Genomic DNA, 25,026 nt, shown 5'->3' on the forward strand with positions numbered 1-25,026 from the left:
ACTTCGTTTCGACCCGACTGAACCTCTGCATCTTAGTGATGGCCGCGGTCAGGGGCGGCAGCTGCTTCACGGTCCGGAGTGGCCTCCCGATCCACGCAGTCTTCGGCCGATCACAGCCACCGGTACACGCCCGACCATGTCTGCGTGCACAGCATCGATGCGGTGTTCGGTGACGTCACCGCCGAAGTGTCGCCGCCAGTCCGGAACGAGTTCCGGATGATGATCGAGATCATATGCGGCCGTGAAGAACACGGCGTCGCCGCCGAAGTGCCGGGGCTGATGTGTCGACGCGATCTGCTCGAGACGGATGAGGAGCTCGCCCAGCGACCGCACACGATCGGCCGGCACCGCTGCTCCGAGCTCGGCCGGAAGGTCCAGCTCGGGCCGGTTGTCGCCGAGGTTCACGAGCGCCGCGCGGTGTTCCGGCAGCAGGGTATCGAGCATCGCGAGGGTGGCCACTTCGTGGCCCGCTTCGTGTAGTTGCACGGCCATCTCCTGTGCCACAGTGCCGCCCAGCGACCAGCCCAGCAGGTGGTACGGGCCGGTCGGCTGCACCGTGCGGATGGCGTCGATGTGGCGAGCGGCCAGCTCGGCGATTGACGAGGGCAAGTCCGTGTCACCGGTTGCCTGCACTCCGTACAACACACGTCCGGGGAGATGCTCTGCGAGGCCCGTGTAACACCACGCGATTCCCGCCGCAGGGTGGATGCAGAACAGTGGCGGACCGTCGCCCTCTCCGCCGAGGCGCACCACAGCGGCGAACGGATCGTCGGACGCCGACGTACCGGATTCGATGCGCTTGGCGAGTCGCGCGGCGGTGGGGTCGGTGAAGAGCCATTGCAGGGGCACGTCCCGGCCCAGCCTCGTGCGCAGTTCATCGGCCGCCGCCACCGCGCCCATGGAGGTGCCGCCCAGCGCGAAGAAATCTTGATCCGTGCCGATGAAAACCACTCCGATGACATTGGCCATTACGTCGGCGACCACTGTCTCCAGATATCCGGACGGCGGTGTCGTCCCTGTCGTGTCCGAATCGAATTCCGGCTCGGGAAGCGCGGATCGGTCGACTTTGCCCGACGGTAGAACCGGCAGGCTGTCCAGCACGACGACGGCGGACGGCACCAGATGTCGGGGCAGAACCGCGCGGGCGAATTCGCGCACAGTGCGGGCGGTGAGCGTGGAGTCGGGCTCCATCACCACGTAGGAGACGAGGACGAGCTGTCCACCGGGAGCCACGACCGGCGTGGTGATCACGAACCTGACGTCGGAGTGCCGGGCCAATGCGACGTCCACCTCGGCAGGTTCGACGCGGATGCCGTGCAGCTGCACCTGAGCGTCATTGCGTCCCAGATAGTCCAGAGCACCGTGTGCATTGCGGCGCACCAGGTCTCCGGTGCGGTACATCCGGTCTCCAGGTTTCCCATACGGGTTGGGGACGAACTGCGTTGCGGTGAGACCACGCCGCCCGAGGTAGCCACGGGCGACGCTGCTTCCGGACAGGTAGAGCTCACCGGTCACGCCGTCGGGCACCGGATGCAGCCTGGAGTCGAGCACGAGGGCGGCGGCAGCGTCGATCACGTCCCCGATGTCGACGCCGTCATCGACGCCGGCCGGTGTGAGCGGTCCTGCGACCGACGCCAGGATTGTGAATTCCGTGGGACCGTAGGCATTGAAGAGCCGATGACGCGACGCCCAGGTCGTCGCCAATGCCGACGGTAGGCGTTCGCCGACCGACACCACGGTCCGGGGCCCTTCGTCACCCAGGCTGTCGGCATCGAGAGTGGCCAGCACGGTGGGCGTCGCGACGAGATGGGTGATGCGCTCCCGGCGCACCACGTCGGCCAACTGATCGCCGGCATAAGTGAAGTCGGGGGCGATCACCAGGCTGCCGCCGGATGACAGCGCGTACAGCATTTCGAACAGTGAGGCGTCGAAGGTCGGGGAGGCCAGCTGGAGAACCCGCACGGCGCCGTCGATGTCGAGAACCGGCGCCTGCGCAGCAACCACATTCACCAGACCGCGATGCGGCACCACGACACCCTTCGGCGTTCCGGTGGTGCCGGATGTGTAGATCACATACGCGGCGCCCTCCACCTGTGAGTACTTCTTAACCGCGGGTGGTTGATAAGTACTCACGGGTGGGAGCCAAGGGATTGTGGACGGGAGCTCGGAGATGCGCTCGGGCACGGTCAGCCCGACCACGGCACCGGAGTCGGCGAGCATCCATTCCAGACGCTCGGTGGGATGCGTCGGGTCCAGCGACAGCCAGACCGCGCCTGCTTTCGCCACAGCCCACACGGCGGCCACCCAGTGCCGGCCACGACCGGTGGCGACCGCGACCACATCCTCGGGTTCGACGCCACGGTCCGAGAGCGCCCGGGCCCACCGCTCCGCCACGTCGTCCAGTTCTTCGTATGTCCACTGCGCTCCGTCGTCCTCTACGGCGACGGCGTGCGGGGTGGCGCGGACCTGTGTCTCGAAGATCTCGGCGAGGGTCTTCGGCTGATAGTTCCGTGCGGGGCCACTGACGAGGGCCGCACGTTCGCCCGCCTCGAGGATGTCGATGTCGCCGACCACCGCGGACGGATCGGTCAGGGCTGCGCCGAGGATACGATCGAAGCGCTGTGCCAGCGCCCGGGCGGTGGAGTCGTCGAACAGGTCCGTGGCATACAACAGCCGCAGCGTCAGCTCCCCCGACGATTCCGTGAAATCCCACACCAGGTCGAATTCTGCGGTGGCAGTAGTGGCTCCGACCGCCTCGGTTCCGGGCAGACCGCCCGGCTGCTGCGCTGCGTGCTGGTACGCGAGCATCACCTGGAACAGCGGGTTGTACGAGGTAGAGCGGCGGGGTGCCATGCGCGCGACCACGTCGTCGAACGGCACGTCGGCGTGGGCGAACGCGTCGAGGTCAGCCGAACGCACCTGCTGGAGGAGCGCGGCAAAGGTTGCAGCAGAGTTCACTTCGGTGCGCAAGGCGACGGTGCCGACGAACATCCCCACCAGTGCGTCGAGTGCCGGGTCGGGTCGTCCGGCAACGGCGGTCCCTATCACGACGTCCGGGTGCCCACCTTCGCGCGACAGCAGAACGGCAAGCGCCGCGTGCAGCACCATGAACACCGTGGCGCCCTGACTGCGGGCGACGTCGGACAACCGTTGACGCACTTCGGGGTCCAGGGTCCACTCGACGGTGGCGCCCGTGTGGCTCGGTTGGGCGGGCCGCGGACGGTCCGTGGGCAACGCGATCGGGGCGTCGACGCCGTCGAGCACCCTGGTCCAGTAGTCGAGCTGGGCATGGGCGACGCTGTCGGGGTCCGCGGGGTCGCCGAGGACCCCGCGCAGCCACACGCTGTAATCCGCGTAATCGACGGGAAGCGGCTCCCATTGCGGTTCGCGTCCTCCGCAGCGAGCGGTGTAGGCAGCTTCGAGGTCGGTGGCCAACCGCTCCATGGAGCCACCGTCCAGCGCAATGTGATGCACGACGGCGGCGAGCACGTGGTCGCCGTCGGCTTCGGCCCACAGTTGCACGCGTAGCGGGGTTTCCGACTCCAGGTCAAAGGGTCGCCGCACGAATTCCGCGACCTCGGCGGACACGTCGGCGCCGTGGACGGGACGCAGGTCGATGTTCACGGGGACGATCACCTGGTGTGGTCCGCTGTCGTCCATGGGAAAGACTGTGCGCAGCACGGCATGCCGCTGCACCACGTCGGCGAGTGCGTGCCGCAGTGCGGCCAGGTCGATGTCGTCGCCGAGACGATGCACGAACACGAGATGGTGCATCGAAGCGCTCGGATCGACGCGGTGCAGCAGCCACATCCGTTGCTGCGCCGGCGACAGCGGAATCCGGGCGGCCGGGTCCCGTGGCGCCAGTGGAATGCGTGTCGCGACCGTGTGCCGCTGGTCGAGCCATCCGGCCATCCCGGCGGCGGTGGGATGTTCGAACAGCGTTCTGACGGGTACGTCCACGCGGAATGCCGCCGACAGCCGGCCTGTCACCGCGGTCGCAGACAGGGAGTCGCCGCCGATGTCGAAGAAGTTGCTGTGGGCACCGACGCTCACGCCGCCGAGCACTGTAGCGAACACCCCTGCAACCAGTTCCCCGGTCATGGTCCGCAGTGGCGCCGGCGAGTCGGTGTCGATCTCGACGTAGCTCGCTTCCAGCGCCCGCACGTCGAGTTTGCCGTTGGAGGTGAGCGGAAGGCTGTCGCGAATCATGATGCTCTGCGGCACCAGGTGTGCCGGGAGTTGTCTGATCAATTGCGCGCGGAGCGGTTCGGGATCCACAGCCGCCCCCGTGACGAAGGCGACCAGCCGACCGTGGTGCAGCAACACCACTGCCTGGGTGACACCGGGCTGCACCAGCAGGGCGGCCTCCACCTCGGCGGGCTCGATGCGCATGCCGCGCACCTTCACTTGACGATCGGCGCGTCCGACGTACGACAGTGTGCCGTCGACGCGGCGGTGCACCACGTCGCCGGTGCGGTAACGGCGGATGCCGGCTTGTCCGGCAACGAAGTTCGCGGCCGTCAGCGCTGGGTCCGCGACGTAGCCGAGGGCCAGTCCCAGTCCCTCCAAGTACAGTTCACCGACGCCCCCGAGCGGTACCGGACGGAGCCGGTCGTCCAGGACAGCCGCCGTCGTGCCGGGGACGGGTGTGCCGATGGTGACGTCGGCGCCCACCTCTGCCAGGGTGGCCACCACTGTGGACTCGGTGGGCCCGTAGGCGTTCAGCATCAGCCGCCCCTCGCTCCACGCTGCGGCCTGCTCCGGGCTCAAAGGCTCGCCGCCCACGGCGACGACCTGGAGGGCGTCCAGTTCCCGCGGTTCGAGGGTCGCCAAGACGGAGGGTGTGGAGAGGTAATGCGTCACGCCCTGAGCGGTGAGCAGATGCTGCAGCTCGGTGCCGCCGTAGACGTCAGGGGGTGCGACCACGAGGCAGGCACCCGACCGGAAGGCCAGCAGCATCTCGAGCAGCGCTGCGTCGAAGGTGGGGTTGTAGCCGTGCAGTACCCGCGCCTCGGGGTGCACTCGGTACCTGCGGACGGCCTCGTCGGCGAGGGAACCCAGTCCGCGGTGGGTGACGGCCACGCCCTTCGGGGTGCCGGTCGATCCGGACGTGTAGATGATGTACGCCACCGATGGTTGCGCCGACTCCTGCGCCTGCGCCACCATCGCCTCCCGGCGTTCGCCGGGGTGGGTCGGGTCGAGCGGCAGGAAGGTGGCCCCGGTCCGGGTCACGGCCCAGAGTTCGATCACGAAGTCGATCGAGCGCGGCATGCAGATTTCCACGACCGTTCCGGGTCCGGTGCCCTCGGCGCGAAGCTGACCGGCCCGGAGTTCCGACGCCGCGGCCAGTTCGCGGTAGGTGAGTGCCCGGGTGCCGTCGGTGAGAGCCGGACGGTCGGGGTGCACGGCAGCGGTGGACAGGAGGATGTCGGTGAGGGTGCGGGTGTCGTCGGCGGGCCCACCGGTGAGCGGAGGTGCCGGAGCCAGGACGATCCCCCCCACCATCACTTGCGGATCGAGTGTGACAGCGTCCAGCACCTGGCCCAGGAGGGTCGCCAGTGAGGCTGCGGTACCGCGGTCGAACAGGTCGGCGGCGTAGGCGACGGCCCCGTCCATACCGCCGGGTTTCTCGCCGTCCCAGTGTTCGCGGACCGTCACGTGGAGGTCGAATTTCGCTGTGCGGGTGTCGACTTCCCGGACTTCTACGCGAAGGCCGGCCACGTCGACGGCAGGAAGGTCGAGGTTCTCCACTGCAAGTGCGACCTGCGGTGTGCGTCCCCCGAGCAGGTCGGCGATCGATTCGAAGGGCACGTCGGCGTGCTCGAACGCATCCACGTCGAAGTCGCGCACCTGGGCCAGCAGTCCTGCGAACGGCATGTCCGGCTGGACCTGCGCCCGCAGAGCGAGAGTGTTGACGAACATTCCGACCAGCGGGTCGAGGGTACGGTCGCCGCGGCCGGCCACCGCGGTGGCAACGGTGACGTCGCGCTGCGCACCGAGCCGCGACAGCAGCACCGACAGTGCCGCGTGCAGCACCATGAACGGCGTGGCGCGGTGGTCGTGAGCCAACCGGTGCACCGCTCGCTGGACCGCGCCGGGGATCCGGAAGCTCACCACCCCGGCGGCGCCGTCCGATGCATCGATGCTCGGTCGCCTATCCGGGATGAGTGCGGCACCCGACTCGGCACCGTCGAGCGCGCGCCGCCAGTGCTCGACACCGCGCGCCGAGTACTCGCTGCGGAGCAGTTCCTGCTCCCAGAGCGCGTAGTCGGCGAAGTGTATGGACAACGGCGCCCAGTCGGGTGTGTCTCCGGCGCGACGAGCGTCGTAGGCGGTGAGTACGTCGGTCACCAGAGGGGTGAGCGACCAGCCGTCGGCGGCGATGTGGTGGAGCACCACGGCCAACACGTGCGAATCGGGACCGATCTGCAGCAACCGGACCCGCAGGGGCATTTCGCAGGTGAGGTCGAACCCCTCGGACGCGAATGCGGCCACCACGGATTCCACCGACTCCGGGTGCGTGTCCTGGGGCGTGAGGTCCAGTTCGCCGGCCGGGAGGATCTGCTGGTGGGGCAGTTCTCCCGCCGCGGCGGGGTACTGGGTGCGGAGTACTTCGTGCCGGGCGACGACGTCCGCGAGCGCCGCCGACAACGCGGGCACGTCGAGCGGCCCGTCCAGCCGGAGTGTCGCGGGCTGGTTGTAGGCCGCGGACGACGGGTCGCGACGGTTGAGTGCCCACATCCGGTACTGACTGCGCGACAGTGGAATTCGATCCGGACGCGGTTGCGAGACGAGCGCGGGCCGCAGATCCGGTTCGGGGACGGCACCATCGAGGACGGTGGCAAGTTCCGCGATCGTGGGGTGCGCAAAGAGGCTGCGCAGCGGGACCGGGCGGCCCATCACCTCGGAAAGCCGGGCTGTCAGCTGTGTGGCCAGCAGCGAGTTGCCGCCCGCATCGAAGAAGTGCGCCCCGCGACCGGCCTCGGGCAGTTCGAGGACCTCGGCGAAGACCGCGGCCACGGCACGTTCGGTATCCGTGGCGGGCGGTTCGTGCTCACCCGCACCGAGTTCGGGCGTGGGCAGCGAACGCAGGTCGAGCTTGCCGTTGATAGTCTGCGGCGGCGAATCGAGCACCACGACGGCCGTCGGTACCAGGTACGACGGCAGCAGTTCGGCCAGGCGACGCCGTAGTCCGTCCGCGTCGAAGCCTGTGTGCCGAGGCAACACGTATGAGACGAGTGAGTCGGAGCCGGTGGGTGTGGGGCGGACGATCGTGGCCGCGAAGTCGACGTCGGCGACGCGGGCGATGGCGGCGTCGATCTCACCCGGTTCGACGCGGACCCCTCGGATCTTGACTTGGCTGTCGTTGCGGCCCATGTACTCCAGTTCGTCACCGCCTCGCCAGCGCACCAGGTCGCCCGTGCGGTACAAGCGTGTGCCGTCCGGGCCGGCGACGAAGCGTTCCGCCGTCAGCCCGGGTTGCTCGGCATAACCCCGGGCCAGCGCACCGCCCGACAGGTACAGCTCGCCGGGCACGCCCACCGGCACCGGGCGTAGCCGCTCGTCGAGCACGAGGGCGGCGACACCCGGGATGGGGGTACCGATCGTCACCGGCGCTCCGGACGACAGCGGACGAGTCGCAATGGTGTACATCGTCGACTCGGCGGGACCGTAGCCGTTGATCAGCCGGCGGCCAGGCGCCCACCGGTCGACCAGTTCGGCTCCGAGCCGCTCGCCGCCCACCATCAGTACTTCCAGGTCAGGTAGTGCGATGTCGCCGACGGTCGCGAGAACGGTGGGGGTGATACAGGCGTGGGTGATCCGTTCGCGGCGAAGCAACTCACCCAGTGCGGGACCGGCGAACTCGGTGTCGGACGCAATCACGAGTGTGGCCCCGGACGCACCTGCGATCAGTACCTCGAGCAGGGTCATGTCGAATCCGGCGGCGGCGCGGTGCAGCACCCGCGCTCCCGGCGCGGCGCCGAAGCGCGACGCGACGTCCGCGTCCAGTGCGCCCAGGCCGGAGTCCGTCACCACGACGGCTTTGGGTGTGCCCGTGGTGCCGGATGTGAACACCACGTACGCCGTGCCCGTCGCCCTCGGCAGACTGTCGGCGATGGCCCGCATGACGGCCACCCGCGCTTCGGGCAGAGCCGGGTCTATCAGGACGGGCGCTGCGCCTGCTTTCGCGATCGCCCACAACCTCACCACCGACTCGGTCGAACGAGGCGCCGACCAGACGACGCAGTCACCCGGCCGCACACCCGAGTCGACGAGTGCGCGGGCGACGACGTCGGAGCGGGCGTCGAGTTCCCGGTACGTCAGTTGCGTGCCGGAGTCGCGGACCGCCACGGCATCCGGCGCCACCTGGGCGCCGCGCGTGATCATGGCCCGCAACGTCAGCGCGCCCGGTGTGCGGGGCCCGGCAGCGGGGACCAGGTCGGAATGCTCGCGCTCGCTCAGCAGGTCCACATCGCCCACGGAGATGTCGGGGTCGGCGGTGACCGCCTCGAGAAACCGCACCAGCTGCGCTGCGAACTCGACGACGGTGGCGTGGTCGTAGAGTTCCGCGTTGTAGCCGAAGTGGAGTGCCATCGGCTCACCGGGTCCGGGCTCGGCGACGGTGAGCTGCAGATCGAAGTTCGCGTGCTCGACGTCGGGGATCACCGGGGTCACGGTCAGCCCGGGCAGGGTGAGGTGTCCGGGGCGGTGTCGCTGCATCGACAGTGCCACCTGGAACAGCGGGTGGTGCGACGCCGATCGCGGCGGGTTGAGCAGCTCCACCAGTGTCTCGAACGGCATGTCGGCGTGGGTGTAGGCCGCGATGTCACGTTCGTGCACCTGGGCGAGCAGTTCGGTGAAGCTGGCGGTCGGGTCGACGGTTGCCCGCAACACCAGAGTGCTGGCGAACATACCGACTACGTCGTCGAGTTGCGGATCGCCACGGCCGGCGACTGCGGTGCCTATGGGCACGTCCGGGTTGCCGCTGTACCGAGAGAGCAGCGCCGCGAGTGCGGCGTGCAACACCATGAACGTCGTGGCCCGGTAGGTGCGTGCCAGTGCGGTCAGAGACTCGTGCAGCGCCGTGTCCACCATCACCGAGTGAGCGGCGCCCTCCCCCGACGGGATGGCGGGGCGGGGGCGGTCGGGCGGGAGGGTCACCTGTTCGGGCAGCCCTGCCAGGGCACCCGACCAGTAGTTCGACAGTGCGTTCTCGGTGTTCTCGCTGTCCTCGGCAAGCATCCGACGCTGCCAGATGCTGTAGTCGCTGTATTGCACAGGAAGCGAGGACCATTGGGGTCCGGCTCCACTCAGCCGGGCCCGATACGCCTCCAGGGTGTCCCTGATCAGCGGGGCCAGCGACCATGCGTCGGCGGCGATGTGGTGGATCACCAGGGTGAGCACGTGGGTGGTTGCGGCGGTCCGGTAGAGGCGCGCCCGCAGCGGCGGCTCTGTCGCCACGTCGAAACCGTCACCGGTGAGGGCTCGGACGTGGGCGTCGACGGCGTCGTCGGGAATTGCGATCGCAGTGAGATTCAGCGGGATCTCGTCGGCCTCGAGCACCACCTGCTGCACACCGTCCGCGGTCCGTGGGTACACGGTGCGCAGGGTGCGGTGACGTTGCACGACGTCGCGCGCCGCGGCGGCAAGCGCCTCCACGTCGAGGTCGCCGTCGAGTCGGACGATGAGCGGAATGTTGTATCCGGCTGCGCCCGTGTCGAACTGGTTGAGGATCCACATCCGTTCCTGCGCCGGCGAGAGCGGAAGCTGCTCACCGTAGGCGACTGGCACCAGCGGCGGTCGGCGACGGCCGTCCCCGGCCCGCTCCTCCACCCGCGTCGCCAGTTCGGCGACGGTGGGTACCTCGAAGAGGTCGCGGACCGTCACGTCCGTGTCGAAGACGGCGCTGAGCCGGGCAGCTACCCGGGTGGCGATCAACGAATTGCCACCCAGGTCGAAGAAGCTCTGCCGGGCGCCGACCTCGATGCCGCCGAGAAGCTCGGCGAATACACCTGCGACCACTTCCTCGATCGGCCCGTGGGGTGCGTGGGCGTCTGCAGCGAGGACGGTCGGTTCGGGCAGCGCGTGCCGGTCCAATTTCCCGTTGGGGGTCAGCGGGAAGGTCGGGACGGGCACCACCGCGCCCGGCACGAGGTACTCGGGCAACACCGACCGCAGGTGACCGAGGAGGGTGCGCGGGTCCGCTGTGCTCACCACGTAGGCCACCAGTTGGTCGCCGACGGCGCTGCCGCGCAGCATGACTGCGGCGTGCTCGACGTCGGGACGCCGCAGAAGTGTCGCCTCGATCTCTCCGGGCTCGATGCGGTAGCCGCGCACCGCCACCTGGGTGTCGGCGCGGCCCTGGTGGTCGAGTTCACCGTTCGAGCGGTATCGGGCAAGATCTCCCGTCCGATACATGCGGGTGCCGGGGATGAAGGGGTCGGCGACGAACCGTTCCGCGGTGAGTGAGGGCAGTCCCACGTATCCGCGCGCGACCTGTGCGCCGGAGACGTACAGTTCGCCGACGGTCCCGGGCGGCACGGGATGCAGCGATGTATCCAGGACGTAGGTCCGCAGTCCCGGCAGCGCCCTGCCCACGGACCGGTGCTCATCTCCCGACTGCAGGTCGTGCCGTGTGACGTGCACCGTGGTTTCGGTGATGCCGAACATGTTGACCGCGCGCACGTTCGGGTGGCGGCCGAGCCAGGACGCCACGAGGGTGTGGTCGAGCGCCTCACCGCCGAAGATCAGCAGCCGCAGCGAGGAGCTGTCGATGTCCTCGGCGAGTTGCCCGAAGGCGGACGGCGTCTGGTTGAGGACGGTGACGCCTTCGTGTACCAGCAGATCGGCGAATTCGCGGGGCGAGCGGGCGAGGTCGCGGTCGATCAGCACGAGTCGTCCGCCGGTGGTGAGGGCGCCCCACATCTCCCAGACCGAGAAGTCGAAGGCGTGGGAGTGGAACATCGTCCACACGTCGCCCGGGCCGAAGCCGAATTCCTCGCGCGTGTTGGCGAGCAGCGACAGTACGTTGGCGTGGGTGACCGTCACGCCCTTCGGCTGCCCGGTGGAGCCCGACGTGTAGATCACGTACGCCGCTCCCCCCGGTGCGCGGCGAGGCGCGCCCGAGGACACAGTGCCACTCACCTGCGGCATCTCGGAGATCACGACCGCCGGCGCAGCGTCGTCGAGCAGGTAACGGATGCGTTCGGCGGGGTAGTCGACGTCGATGGGCACGTATGCGGCGCCGGCGCGGATCACCGCGAGCATCGCCACCACCAGATCGACCGAGCGAGGCAGAACGAGGGCCACCAGGTCTTCGGCTCCCACGCCGGAGGTCCGAAGGTGCTCGGCCATCTCCGCGGAGCGGTGATCCAGGTCGCCGTAGGTCACCGTGGTGTCACCGAACGTGATTGCCGCCGCGTCGGGATTCTCGGCGGCGCGGTGCTCGAACAGTTCGGCCAACGACGACGCTTCCGGTAGTGCACCGTCGATACCCGAAACACTCGCGTCGCGTTCGGACTCGCCGAGCACGTCGATCGATCCCACAGGCACCTGCACATCGGTGGTCACCGCCCGCAGCACCCGCAGCAGACGCTCCGCCCACCGCTCGACCGTCTCGGAATCGAACAGCTCTGCCGGATAGACGAATACACCGTCGAGACCGGCCGATTCACCATCTTCGCCGCGCTGTTCGCGTACCGACACTTCGAGGTCGAAGCGGCTGGTGCCGGTGCCCAGTTCACGGCCGCGTACATCCAGCCCCGACATCGTCACAGCCGGGAGGGACTCGAAGTTGTCGTACGCCAGCATCACCTGGAACAGCGGATGATGCCCGACGGAACGGGTAGGCGCGACCGCATCCACGGCCAGGTCGAACGGCACCTCGGAATGGGCGAACGCGGCGAGGTCGGTTTCCCGGACGGCGGCGAGTAGGGCGTCGAACCCGGCGCGTGGGTCGATCCTGCTGCGCAGGGCCACGGTGCCGACGAACATACCGACTACGTCGTCGAGCGCCGGGTCGGTGCGGCCCGATGTGGGTGTCCCGATGGCGAGGTCGTCGGCACCGGTCAGCTTGGACAGCAGGACGGCGAGTGCGGCGTGCAACACCATGAAGGGCGTCGCGTTCTGCTGCCGAGCCACTGTTTCCAGGCGTCGATGCAACTCGGCGGGAACCGAGAACGGGAGGTGTCGGGCGGTCAGCCGATCGGTGCCGGGTCGTGGCCGGTCGGTGGGCAGCGGCAGCAGGGTGGGCAGTCCGGCGAGTGCGGATGTCCAGTAGTCGAGTTCGCGTCGCATACGACTGTCAGGGGCGGCGGCGTCGCCGAGGAGGCGGCGCTGCCACCGGGCGTAGTCGGTGTAGGCGACGGGAAGCGGAGCCCAGTCGGGAACGCGGCCGGACGTCCTCGCGTGGTAGGCGACGGCCACGTCCCGGATCAGCGGCCCGAACGACAATCCGTCGACGGCGATGTGGTGCAGCACCACTGCGAGGGTGTGGCGGTGCGGCGCGACCGCGAACAGGGCGGCGCGCAGCGGTGGCTCGGTGGTGAGGTCGAACCCGCGGACGGCGAAGGCGGTCTCGTCCTCGGTGGGCGTGAGGTCGACAGCGGCGGGCACGACCTTCTGGACGGGCCCGGTCTCGGTGTCGGGGAAGACGGTGCGCAGCACGGCGTGCCGGGTGACCACATCGTGCAGGGCGGCAGACAATGCTGTGACGTCCAGGTCACCGTCGAGGTCGACGGCGAACGGCACGTTGTAGGCGGGAGACTGGAGGTCGACCCGGTTGAGCAACCACAGCCGTTGCTGCGCGTAGGCAAGCGGCGCCGGCTGCTCGGCGGGCTCGGCGACGAGCGGTGGACGCTGGTCACCGCCCTCCTCGATCAGGGCGGCGAGCGCGGCAACGGTGGGGCGGTCGAACAGGTCACGCACACCGATACGCAGTCCGGACATCGCTGACAGGTGCGAGACAACCCGGGTCGCGGACAGCGAATTTCCGCCCAAAGCAAAGAAATCCGCGTCGGCGCTGATGTCGGGGATCCCGAGGACGGCTGCCACTGCGTCCGCGACAGTTTGCTCGACGGGGGTCCGAGGGGGCCGGGTCGCCGCCGGAAGTGCGGGTGCGGGCAGGGCGTGACGGTTCACCTTGCCGTTCACCGAGAGCGGCACGGCATCCAGCACGGTCACAGTCGCGGGCACCATGTAGTGCGGCAGTCGCTCCGCCACGTACGCCCGCAATGCTGCGGGGTCGAGCTCGACGGTGCCGTATACGTACGCGGCGAGGACGTTGTCGTGCGGCACGGTGACGGCGGTGTCGACTCCGGGCGCCGACCACAGCACCGCGTCGATCTCGCCGAGTTCCACGCGGAATCCACGGATCTTGAGTTGGCTGTCGGCGCGACCGACGAACTCGAGGGTGTGGTCTGCGGTCCAGCGCACCAGGTCGCCGGATCGATACATACGACCGTATCCGTACGGATTCGCGACGAATCGTTCCGCCGTCAGATCGGGTGCACCGAGGTAGCCGCGGGCCAGCGCCGGACCCGACAGGTACAGCTCGCCGATGACACCCACCGGCACCGGCCGTAGCCGGGCGTCGAGTACCACCGCGGACGCACCGCGGATCGGACGCCCGACGGTGATCGGGTCGCCGGGCTGCAATGCACTGCTTCCGGTGGCCCACACGGTGTGTTCGGTGGGTCCGTACAGATCCACAACGGTCCGGCGTCCGGCGGCCCAGCGTTCCAGCACGTCCGGCGGGCACGCCTCCCCCACCACGGCCAGGAACGCGAGCGAGTCCAGGCCTTCCGCGTCCATCAGCGCGGGCACCGAGGGGGTGGTGGTCCAGTGGGTGACGCGTTCGCGGCGGAGCAGGTCCTTCAACTCGTCGCCGCCCACTACGCCTGGTGGGGCGATCACGAGGGTGGCGCCGCCGATGGCGGCCACCAGAATTTCGTGGATGGCGCCGTCGAAGCTAGGGGCCGCGAAGTGCAGTACGCGGGAGTCCGGCCCCACTCGGTAGCGGTCACGGACCTCGGCGGCGTGGTTCGCGAAGCCGCGGTGAGTTACCACGACACCCTTGGGTTCGCCGGTCGACCCGGAGGTGAAGACCACGTACGCGGGGTGATCCGCCGAGAGCGGCCGGACGCGCTCGCCGTCGGTGACAGGTGTCGAATCCCCCTGCCTCTCGCGCGCGTCGATCCACACGATGCCGTCGGGAACGAGCTCGGCGTCGTGCGCGATCGCGACGCGCACCCCAGCGGCGGCGAGGATCCGGGCGGTGCGTTCAGCCGGATGGTCCAGGTCGATCGGCAGCGACGCGGCACCGCTGCGGGCAACGGCCCACACCGCGGTCACCGAGTCGATCGAGCGCGGCAGCATCAGCGCCACCGCGTCCTCGGGTCCTACGCACAGTCCGATCAGCTTGCGCGCCAGCCGGTTGGCTCGCTCGTCGAGCTCCCGATAGGTCAGGTGGGCGTCACCGCACCGCACCGCGACGTCGTGGGAGTTGCCGCGCAGAAGGTCGGGAAGCGTGATCGGCGAGAGTGCCACTTCCCCGCGCGCGGGGACCAGGTCGGCGGCCTCGGACGGCTCGAGCACGTCGAGATCGCCGACGGCCACCGACGGGTCCGCCACGGCTGCCTGCAGCAACCGCTGCAGCAGTGTCGACCACCGGACGATGGTGACACGGTCGAACAGTTCGGTCGGGTAGGCGATCACGCCGTCGAGTCCGGCTGCGGCGCCGTCCTCGGCGTGCCGTTCCCGAATCTCGATCTCCAGGTCGTAGCGGCTGACGCTGCTCGGGATGCCGCGACTGCGTACGGTGACGTCGTCGAATCGAATCTCGGGTTCGGTGAAGTTCTGGTAGGCGAGCATCACTTGGAACAGCGGGTGATGCCCGACGGAGCGAGTCGGCGCGACGACGTCGACCACTCGGTCGAACGGTTGCTCGCTGTGCGCGAAGGCCGCCAGATCCGCGACGCGGGTGGAGGAGACGAGGTCGGCGAACGGGATCCTCGGATCCACCCGGGTACGCAGAACGACGGTGCCGACGAACATGCCCACCAGATCGTCCAGGACGGGATCGCCGCGACCGGACACCGGCGTGCCGACGGCGATGTCGTCGGCACCGCTGAGGACGGCCAGGGTGGCGGCCAAGGCGCTGTGCACCACCATGAACGGGGTGGCGCTGCATCGTCTGGCCAGTTCCACCACGGCACGGTGGGTACTCGGGTCCACCGTGAAGGGGACGCGATCCGGGGTGGTCGCCGTCGCCGGCCGCGGCCGATCGGTGGGTAGCGGCAGCCGCTCCGGCAGTCCGTCGAGGGTGGTCTTCCAGAACGCGAGATCTCGGTCGGCGCCCTCCTCCACGATCCGGCGGTGCCAGCGGGCGTAGTCGCCGTACCGGACCGGTAGGGCGTCCCAACCGGGGGCGTCGCCCTCCCGGCGCGCGCGGTACGCGGCCATCAGGTCGCGGGTGAGCGGGACGACCGAGAGTCCGTCGAAGACGATGTGATGGGCGGCGACGACCACGGTGTAGCCGTGGGTCCCGCGGTCGAAGATCCGGACGCGAATCGGCGTATCCCGGCTGAGGTCGAACCCCTCGGTTGTCAGTGCGGTGATCGCCTCGCCGAGTCGGTGTTCGTCGACCGGAACCGGGCTCAGATCGAGTGCGACGTCCGACGGCAGTTGCACCACTCCGGTCTCGGTCTCCCGGAACACGGTGCGCAGCGGCTCGTGGCGGTCCACCACGTCCCGCACGGCCGCGGCCAGCGCGTCCACGTCGACGGCGCCGCTCAGGTCCACCGCGAACGGGACGACGTAGTCGGCGGAGCCGGGATCCATCCGGTCGAGCAGCCACAACCGATCCTGTGCGGGTGCGAGAGGCGCTTCGCGCCCGTGCGCCTTTGTGGTAGTCAGAGCAGCCGAAAAGGCGCACGGGCTGCGGAGCAGCCTGGATGTCAACGTCGCCACGGTGGGAGCCTCGAAGACGTCGCGCACACTCACCTGCCGGTCGAGCGCATGCCCGACCCGCGACGCCAGGGTGGTCGCGGTCAGCGAACTGGCGCCGACCGCGAAGAAGTCGGTCTCGGCATCGATGAACGGCAGGCCGAGCACGTCGGCGATCACCCGGGCCACGACCTCTTCGGTGGCGCCGCGCGGCTTCCGTGACCGCACCACGGACGCCCCGGGCTCGGGCAGCGCGGCCCGATCCACCTTGCCGTTGGCGGTCAGCGGCATCGCGTCCAGCACCGTCACCGAACCGGGCACCATGTAGTGGGGCAGCTTGTCGGCCGTGAATGCTCGCACTGCAGCCGGTTCCACCGATCCGGTGACATACGAGGCCAGCGTTGTGCCGTGCACCAGCGTCACCGCGCCCTCGACCCCGGGTGCCGCCCGCAGTGCGGCGTCCACCTCACCGAGTTCCACCCGGAACCCACGGATCTTCACCTGGTTGTCGGCGCGCCCCACGATCACGAGTTCGTGCGAGGGCGTCCACCGGGCCAGGTCGCCGGAACGGTACATCCGCGCGCCGTTGCCGGACGGGTAGGCGATGAACCGCTCCGCCGTCAGCCCCGATCTGCCGTGGTAGCCCCGGCCGAGGCTCTCCCCCGCCAGGTACACCTCGCCGGTCACACCGACCGGAACCGGACGCAGCCGCGAATCCAGCACCAGCACTTCGGTTCCCTCGATGGGGCCGCCGATGGTCAGCGGACCGCCCGGCGTGAGGGGGTCGCTCATGAAGTTGACGATGGTGGTTTCGGTCGGCCCGTACCCGTTGACGACGATGCGTCCGGGGGTCCATCGCTGAGCGAGTTCCCACGGCAATTCTTCGCCGGCCAGGTCGATCACCCGTAGGTCCGGCACCGACGACGGCTCCAGTGACGCCAGCACACTCGGTGTCACCATCACATGGGTGACGCGTTCGCGGCGGAGCACGTCGGCCAGTTCGTCGCCGGCGAGTACCCCGGGTGGCACGATCACCAGGGTGGCGCCGGCGGTGAACGCCAGCAGCATCTCGTTGATGGAGAGATCGAACGACGGCGACGCGACGTGCGCCACCCGCGCTTCCGAATCGAGGAGTCCCAGCATCGCGTTCGCGTCGGCGAGCGGCGCCAGCCCGCGGTGAGTAACCACGACGCCCTTGGGCATTCCGGTGGAGCCGGACGTGTAGAGCACGTATGCCGGATGGTCGACCCGCAGCGGCCGAACGCGATCCCCGTCGGTCACCGCGCCCGCGTCACCCGGGCCGTCGGCGACGTCGATCCACGTAAATCCTTCGGGCACGTGCGACGCGTCGGCGGCCAGCGCCACCCTGACCTCGGAGTCGTGGAGCATGAATGCGATCCGCTCCGGCGGATATCCCGGATCCACCGGGAGGAATGCGGCGCCGCTGCGCGTGACGGCCCACACGGCGACGATCGACTCGACAGACCGCGGCAGCATCAGGGCCACCAGGTCCTCGGGTCCGATCCCGCGCGCGATCAGTCGCCGGGCCAATCTGTTGGCCCGAGCATCCAGCTCGCGGTAGGTGACCTCGACGTCGGCGCACCGCACGGCCACCCCCTCGTGCCTACCGTCGAGGAGGTCGGGCAGAGTCGCGACCGGAACGGCGACCGGTCCGACGCGTGGTACCAGTGCGGCGTGCTCGTCCGGCGCGAGCAGGTCCAGATTTCCGACCGTCACCGACGGATCGGAAGTTGCGGCGAGAAGTACATGCTGCAGCAACGCCATCCACCGGTCGATGGTTTCGGCGTCGAACAGTTCACGCGGGAAGTTCACGTCCGCGTGCAGTCCGTCGGGGCTGCCGTCGTCCGAGCGTCGCTCGCGTACGGTCAGGTCCAGGTCGAACGGTCGGGCGTGGGTCTGGACGTCCCGCACCCGAGCTGCGAGACCGGGCAGCGTCGCGTCGGCTTCGCCGAAGTTCTCGTATGCCAACATCACCTGGAACAGCGGGTGTTCGAGCTGGCCGGGTTCCGTGCCCTGCTGTCGCACGACCTGTTCGAACGGCACGTCGGCGTGCTCGAACGCCCCGAGGTCTGCTGCCCGCACCGTCTCGAGGAGATCCGCGAAGCTCGCGGCGGGGTCGATCCGGGTGCGCAGCGCCAGGGTGCCGACGAACATGCCGACCAGGTCGTCGAGTGCCGGATCCGCGCGACCACCCGTGGACGTGCCGACGGCGATGTCGTCGGTGCCGGTCAGGGCACGCAGCAGCACGGCGACCGCTGCGTGCAGCACCATGAACGGGGTCACGCCGTTCTCGCGCGCCAACCGGACCAGCGCACGGTGCTGTTCGGCGCCCACAGCGAACGTTGTGTGTCCCAGCGTCAGCGCGCCGGCGGGCCGCGGTCGGTCCAGCGGCAACGGCAACACCGCCGGAAGCTCGTCCAATGCCTCTGCCCAATAGCCCAGTTGGCGGGCGGCGAGGCTGTCGGGGTCTTCCGCGTCGCCGAGTACTTCTCGCTGCCACCGCACGTAGCTCGCGTACTCCACGGGCAGCGGCGCCCAGTCGGGAACGCGGCCGGCTGTGCGCGCGGAGTAGGCGACGGCGAGGTCGCGCAGCAGCGGCCGCAGGGACAGTCCGTCGACGGCGATGTGGTGCAGCAGGATGGCAACGGTGTGCCGGTCGCGGGCACGCTGCGACAGGGTCACACGAATCGGAACCTCACGGGTGAGGTCGATTCCGCCGCCGGCAACGTCGTCCAGAACGCAGTCCGCGTCGTCGAGCACCACCTGCTCGCCCAGTGAGGGGAACACCGTGCGCAGCATCCGATGCCGGTGCTGCACATCCCGGACAGCGGTCCGCAGGGCCACCACGTCAAGGGTGCCGTCGAGGTCCACCTCGAATCCCATGGCGTACGGATCGGCGGCGGGGTCGCGCTGGTTGACCAGCCACAGTCCCTGCTGCTGCGCCGACAGGGGCACCGGTCCCGACGTCTCGCGCGGGTCGAGCGCCGGGCGGTCGGCGGCCCCCGTCACGTGGGCGGCCAGTTCGGCCACGGTGGGGTGGTCGAAGATGTCGCGCACCGAGACCCGGCGTCCCAGCACCGACCCCACTCGGGCGGCGAGACGTGTTGCTCCCAGTGAGTTTCCGCCGAGGTCGAAGAAACTGTCGTCGATATCGATGCCCGCGGTCCCGATTTCGGTAGCGAATGCGGCAGCCACCAGTTCCTGCGTCGCGGTGCGCGCTCCCCGGCTCGATGCCGTCCGGATCACGGGATCGGGCAACGCCGCCCGGTCGATTTTCCCGCCACGCGTCAGCGGCAGGCTCCCGAGGGCGGTCACGGATGCGGGATTCAGGTGCCGGGGCAGGTGCTGCGTCGCGAAGGCGAGCACGACGTCGGTGTCCACGTCGGTTCCGTGGACGTAGGAGTGCAGGGTGCCATCGCGGGCGATCGTGACCGCCGTGTCGACTCCGGGAGCGACCCCCAGGACCGCGTCGATCTCGCCGAGTTCTACGCGGTAGCCGCGGATCTTCACCTGATCGTCTGCGCGTCCGGCGAATTCGAGGTGGCGCGAGGCGGTCCAGCGGACGAGGTCTCCGGTCCGGTACATGCGACCGTCGCCGTGCGGGTTGGCGACAAAGCGTTCCGCCGTCCACCCGGGCCTGCCGACGTATCCGCGGGCGAGGCCCGGTCCGGCCAGGTACAGCTCCCCCACGACGCCGACGGGGACCGGACGCAGAGCCGCGTCGAGCACCAGCACCGACATGCCGTCGATGGGGCTGCCGATGGTCACCGGGTCATCCGCGGACAGTGGTCCGGTGCCGGTGGCCCAGATGGTGGCCTCGGTGGGCCCGTACAGGTTGAGTAGGGTGCGGCCGGGCGCCCACCGCGACACCAATTCCTGTGGGCACACGTCTCCGGCCACCGCGACGACGCGCAGGCGCTCGAGACCATCGGGCTTGGTGAGAGCGAGGACAGCCGGGGTGGTGGTCCAGTGGGTGATGCGCTCACGCTGCAGGAGTTCCGTCAGTTCGTCGCCGCCGTAGACGTCGGTGGGCGCGAGGACCAGCGTCGCACCGCACGCCGACAGCAGTTCGTGGACGGAAGCGTCGACGCTCGGCGACGCGAACGCCAGTACCCGCGACCCGCTGTCCACGGCGTAGGACTTCCGGAGGGCCGCAGCGTGACTCGACAGCCCGCGATGGGTGACGACGACACCCTTGGGAGTTCCGGTCGACCCGGAGGTGTAGATGACGTACGCGGGATCGTCCACCCGCAGCGGGCGCACCCGGTCGGCGTCGGCAACCGGGGACGGGTTGTCGCCGAGGTGCTGCATGTCGCTGTCGGTGAGTACAGCGCGCGCCCCGGAGTCGGCGAGTATGTGCGCCACACGCGATTCGGGGTAGGTGGGATCGATGGGCACGAACGCCGCACCGGTCCGGGTGACCGCCCACAACGCGGTCACCCATTCGACGGAGCGCGGCAGCAGCACGGCCACCACGTCGCCGGGGCCGAGGCCCCGCTCGATCAGGTGGTGCGCCAGCCGGTTGGTCCGGTCGTCGAGTTCCGCGGGGGTGAGCTCGACGGAACCGCTCACGACTGCGATGCCGGTGCCGTCCAGCAGCGCGGGCAGGGTGAGGGCCGGTGCGGCGGCGGGTCCGTGGTGCGGAATCAGTGCGGACCGGTCGTCGGGGTCGAGCAGGTCCAGCGTGCGCACTGGGCTGTCGGGGTGCGCCACCATGGCCCGCAGCACCCGTTCGAGGAGTCGAGTCCAGCGGTGCACGGTGGTGTCGTCGAACAGTGCGCGGGAGTAGGTGACGGTACCGAGCAGCCCGGCGGCAGAACCGTCCGGCGAATGCTGTTCGGCCAATGCCAGTTCCAGATCGAAGCGTGCGACCGGGGCGGGGACCGCGTATGCGCGCACCGTGAGACCGGGCAGGGTCAGTTCGGGTTCGGTGGCGGCGTTCTCGAATGCCAGCGCGACCTGGAGCAGCGGATGATGCGGCGCCGATACCCCGCCCGTCACGGCGTCGACGATGCGGTCGAACGGTGTCTCGGAATGCGCGAAGGCGTCCAGATCGGTGCGGCGAACGTCCGACAGCACGTCGGCAAGTGTCTGATGCGCGGATACTCGGGTGCGGAGCACGACGTTGCTCACGAACATGCCGACCAGCGCGTCGAGCGAGGGATGGGTGCGCCCCGACACCGCTGTTCCGATGGCGATGTCGTCGGTGCCCGCCAGCGCGCTCAATGTGACGGCCAGCGCGGCGTGCACCACCATGAAGGGCGTCGAATCATCTGTCCGTGCGAGCTCTTCCACCGACCGGTGCAGGTCGGCGTCGAACGCCAGCGGTACCGTCCCCGCCGGGTGCAACCCTGCCGCTGGGCGGGGGCGGTCGGTGGGCAGCGGCAGCAACTCGGGCACGCCATCGAGTTGGGTGGCCCAGTAGTCGATGTCGCCGGGGGCGGCGGCGTCCACGATGTCGCGGTGCCATCGGGCGTAGTCGGTGTACTGCACGTCGAGCTCGGGCCAGCTCGGCGCAGTGCCGGAGCGACGTGCCTCGTAGGCGGTGATCACGTCACGGGTGAGCGGCGCGAACGACAAGCCGTCCATCGCGATGTGATGCGCAATCACGACGAGCGCGTGGCGGGTGGGGGCGAGCCGGTAGAGGCGGATGCGCACCGGTGTCTCGGTGGTGACGTCGAAGCCGCGGCCCGCGAGTTCGGCCGCGGCGGCGTCGAGTGCGCCGGGTTCGAGCGGAATGGGTGTCAGGTCCACGACGGCAGGGGTGACCACTTGCACGGGACCGTTGGCGGTGTCGGGGTAGACGGTGCGCAGCACCGTGTGCCGGTCGAGGACGTCGTGCACCGCCGCAGCCAAACTCGACGCGTCCAGCTCACCGTCGAGTTCGACGACGAACGGCACGTTGTAGGCGGGCGATTCGGGCGCGGCCTGCGCCAGGAGCCACAGTCGCTGCTGCGCCGGTGCGAGTGGTGCTGTGCCCCCGTCCGAGTCGGCACGGCGCAGGGGCGGTGTGGCCACCCGCGAACGCGAAGCGCCCATTCTGGTGGCCAGAAGCGCAACGGTCGGTGCCTCGAAGATGTCGCGCACCCCGACCACGTGTCCCCGGGCCGAGAGCCGGGCAGCGACCTGCGTGGCGGAGAGCGAATTTCCGCCCAGCGCGAAGAAGTCGGCGTCGGCTCCGACGGAGTGCAGTCCGAGAACGTCGGCGATCACAGCGGCCACGAGTTCTTCGACCTCGCCGTGCGGCGCGCGGGACGGCGACACGACCGGTTCAGGGAGGCCCGCGCGGTCGATCTTGCCGCTGGGGGTGAGTGGCATCTGCTCGAGCACGGTCACCGAGGCCGGCACCATGTAGTGCGGCAGCCGGGCGGCGGCGAAATCGAGCACTGCGGCTGGGTCGGTCGCGCCGCTGACGTACGACACCACTGTGCCCGAGGATATTCCGGCACCGTGTACCACGGTGACGGCGTGGTCGACGCCCGGCGCTGCGGTGAGCACGGCGTCGATCTCGCCGAGCTCGACCCGGAAGCCGCGGATCTTCACCTGGGTGTCGGTGCGGCCGACGAACTCGAGCTGGTGGCCGGGGGTCCACCGCACCCGGTCACCGGTGCGGTACATCCGCGACCCGGCGCCGTGCGGGTAGGCGACGAATCGCTCGGCTGTCAGCCGGGTGCGCCGGTGATATCCCCGCGCGACGCTCTCCCCCGCCAGATACAACTCCCCGACCACGCCGACGGGGACCGGGCGGAGTCGGGTATCGAGCACGAGTGCGTCGGTGCCCGGCACGGGACGGCCGATCGTGACCGGCTCTCCCGGTACCAGCGGTGGGCTGAACAGGGTGGTGACGGTGGCCTCGGTGGGCCCGTAGCCGTTGACCATGACGCGGCCGGGCGCCCACGCATCGACCAGTGCGCCGGCCAGCGCCTCGCCGCCGACGTCAAGGACGCGGAGGTCGGGTAGCTCCGACGGCACCAGGGTGGCTACGACCGCGGGGGTGAGTACGGCGTGCGTCACGCGCTCCGTGCGCAGCAGCTCCGTCAGCATCTCGCCCCCGAAGACGTCGGGCGGCACGATCACCAGCGTGGCTCCGGCGGTGAACGCGAGCAGCAGCTCGTCCAGGGAGATGTCGAACGACGGGGACGCGAAGTGTGCGACGCGGGCGGACTCGTCGACGTCGTAGAGTCCGTTACGCGCGGAGGCCAGGCCGGCCAGGCCGCGGTGCGTCACCGTCACCCCCTTGGGCGTTCCGGTGGAGCCGGACGTGTAGAGCACGTACGCGGGGTGGTCGAGGCGCAGTGGGCGGACACGATCGGTGTCGGCAACGGGTGACGGGTCGCCGGGCCGGTCTGTCACCTCCACCCAGTCGATTCCGGCGGGCAGCACCGAGGCGTCCGCGGCGAATGCCACCGTGGTCCCGGAATCGGCGAGCATGAACGCGATCCGCTCTGCCGGGTAGCCGGGGTCGACGGGCAGATAGGCGGCGCCCGAGCGCGCGACGGCCCACAGTGCCACCACCGATTCGGGTGAGCGCGGCAGCATCACGGCCACCACGTCTTCGGGTCCGATACCGCGCTCGATCAGCCGATGGGCGAGCCGGTTCGACCACGCGTCCAGCTGTCCGTACGAAAGGTCGACGCCCGCGTGCCGCAGTGCGATTGCGTCGGGGTCACGCAGTCCGGCGTCGAGCAGTTCGGGCAGGGTTGTCGGCGGGACGGCGGGCGGGCCGCCGCAGGGCACCAGTACCGCCTGCTCGGTCTCGTCGAGAATCGGCAGTGCCCCGACCTGGGTGTCGTCCTCCGCGCCGACGAACGTCTCGAGGAAGTCCAGGAACCGGCGGTACCGAGTGTGCAGCTCGGTTTCTTCGTAGAGGGTGGGGTTGGCCTCGAAGTCGATGCGTGTACCCCGCCCAGTTACCGATGGGTAAAGATTGAGGGCGAGGTCGTCCACCGGACCGCTGGTGAGTGGATGGAAGACGCCGACGACGTCTCCGAGCACGATCTCCTGGTGGTAGATCATCAGGTTCACGGTGGGGCCGAAGCCGCCGCGCCGCGCACCGCCGTCGGGGAGGTCGCGTCGCATGTCTTCGTAGCGGTAGCGCTGGTGCCGCAGGGCCCCGGTGAGCTCGAGCTGCACCCGTCGGACGAGCTCCGCGCCGCTCACCTCGCCGTCTACGTGCACGCGCAGCGGGACGATGTTCGACACCATGCCGGCCGAGCGACGAGCGGCCGCGGTGGTGCGCGCGGAGACGGGCAGGCTCAGCACGATGTCGGTGGTGCCGGTCATTCGTGCGAGGAAGGCGGCGAACGCGGCGACTACGACGGGGACGTCGGACGAATTCCAGCGTCGGGCAACGTCGCCGATGCTCTGGGAGATGCCGTCGTCGATGGTGCCGCCGAGAAGGAGCGAGGGTGCGACGGGTGGCGCTTCCCGGGCGGTGAGACGGGCGGGGTCGGGCAGGCCGGCGATACGTTCGGCCCAGTAGTTTCCGTCCGTCTCGAACCGGCTCGTGGATCGGTAGGCGTCTTCGGCGTCGTACAGCTCGCGCAGGCTCAGCGCCTTGGACGGCGGCGGTTCGGTGCCGTTCACGAGGTGGCTGTAGATCTCGGCCACACGGTTGGTGAGCACCATGCCGCCGTGGCCGTCGATGACGATGTGGTGGACGCGGGAAAACCAGAAGTAATGGTCGTCGCCGACGTGCAGCAGGGTGGCCATGATCAGCCGGTCTTTCAGCACGTCGAGCGGGCGGCTGTATTCCGCGCTCATCCAACGGTGCGCTTCGACGGCGGGGTTCTCACCGTCGCGGAAGTCGCGGTAAGCGAGAGCGTCTTCGATATCGAAGTCGACACTCTGTAGGGTTCCATCACGACCGTCGACCAGCAGGACGAATGGCGACTCCAGTTCACGGGATGCACGGTCGGTGGCGTCCACCAGGCACCCCACGTCGACGTGTCCCTGAATCTCCACATACTGGGCCACGTTGAGGGGGACGCTCGGGTCGAGTTGCTGGGCGAACCAGATTCCCTGTTGTGCTCTCGACAGGGGGAACTCACTCACAGTGGT

Annotated in this window: 1 protein-coding gene; it reads right to left on the bottom strand. The window is 69.5% G+C overall.

The window, feature by feature from the left end:
• Nucleotides 1-66: 66 nt before the first annotated feature.
• The gene (locus HGB39_RS00045; protein WP_168442908.1) at nt 67-25,020 is read right to left on the bottom strand and encodes a non-ribosomal peptide synthetase; all 24,954 of its coding nucleotides are present in this window, start codon (nt 25,018-25,020) and stop codon (nt 67-69) included.
• Nucleotides 25,021-25,026: the final 6 nt, after the last annotated feature.

It is taken from the genome of Rhodococcus opacus (assembly GCF_012396235.1).
In the GTDB taxonomy this organism is placed as follows: domain Bacteria; phylum Actinomycetota; class Actinomycetes; order Mycobacteriales; family Mycobacteriaceae; genus Rhodococcus_F; species Rhodococcus_F opacus.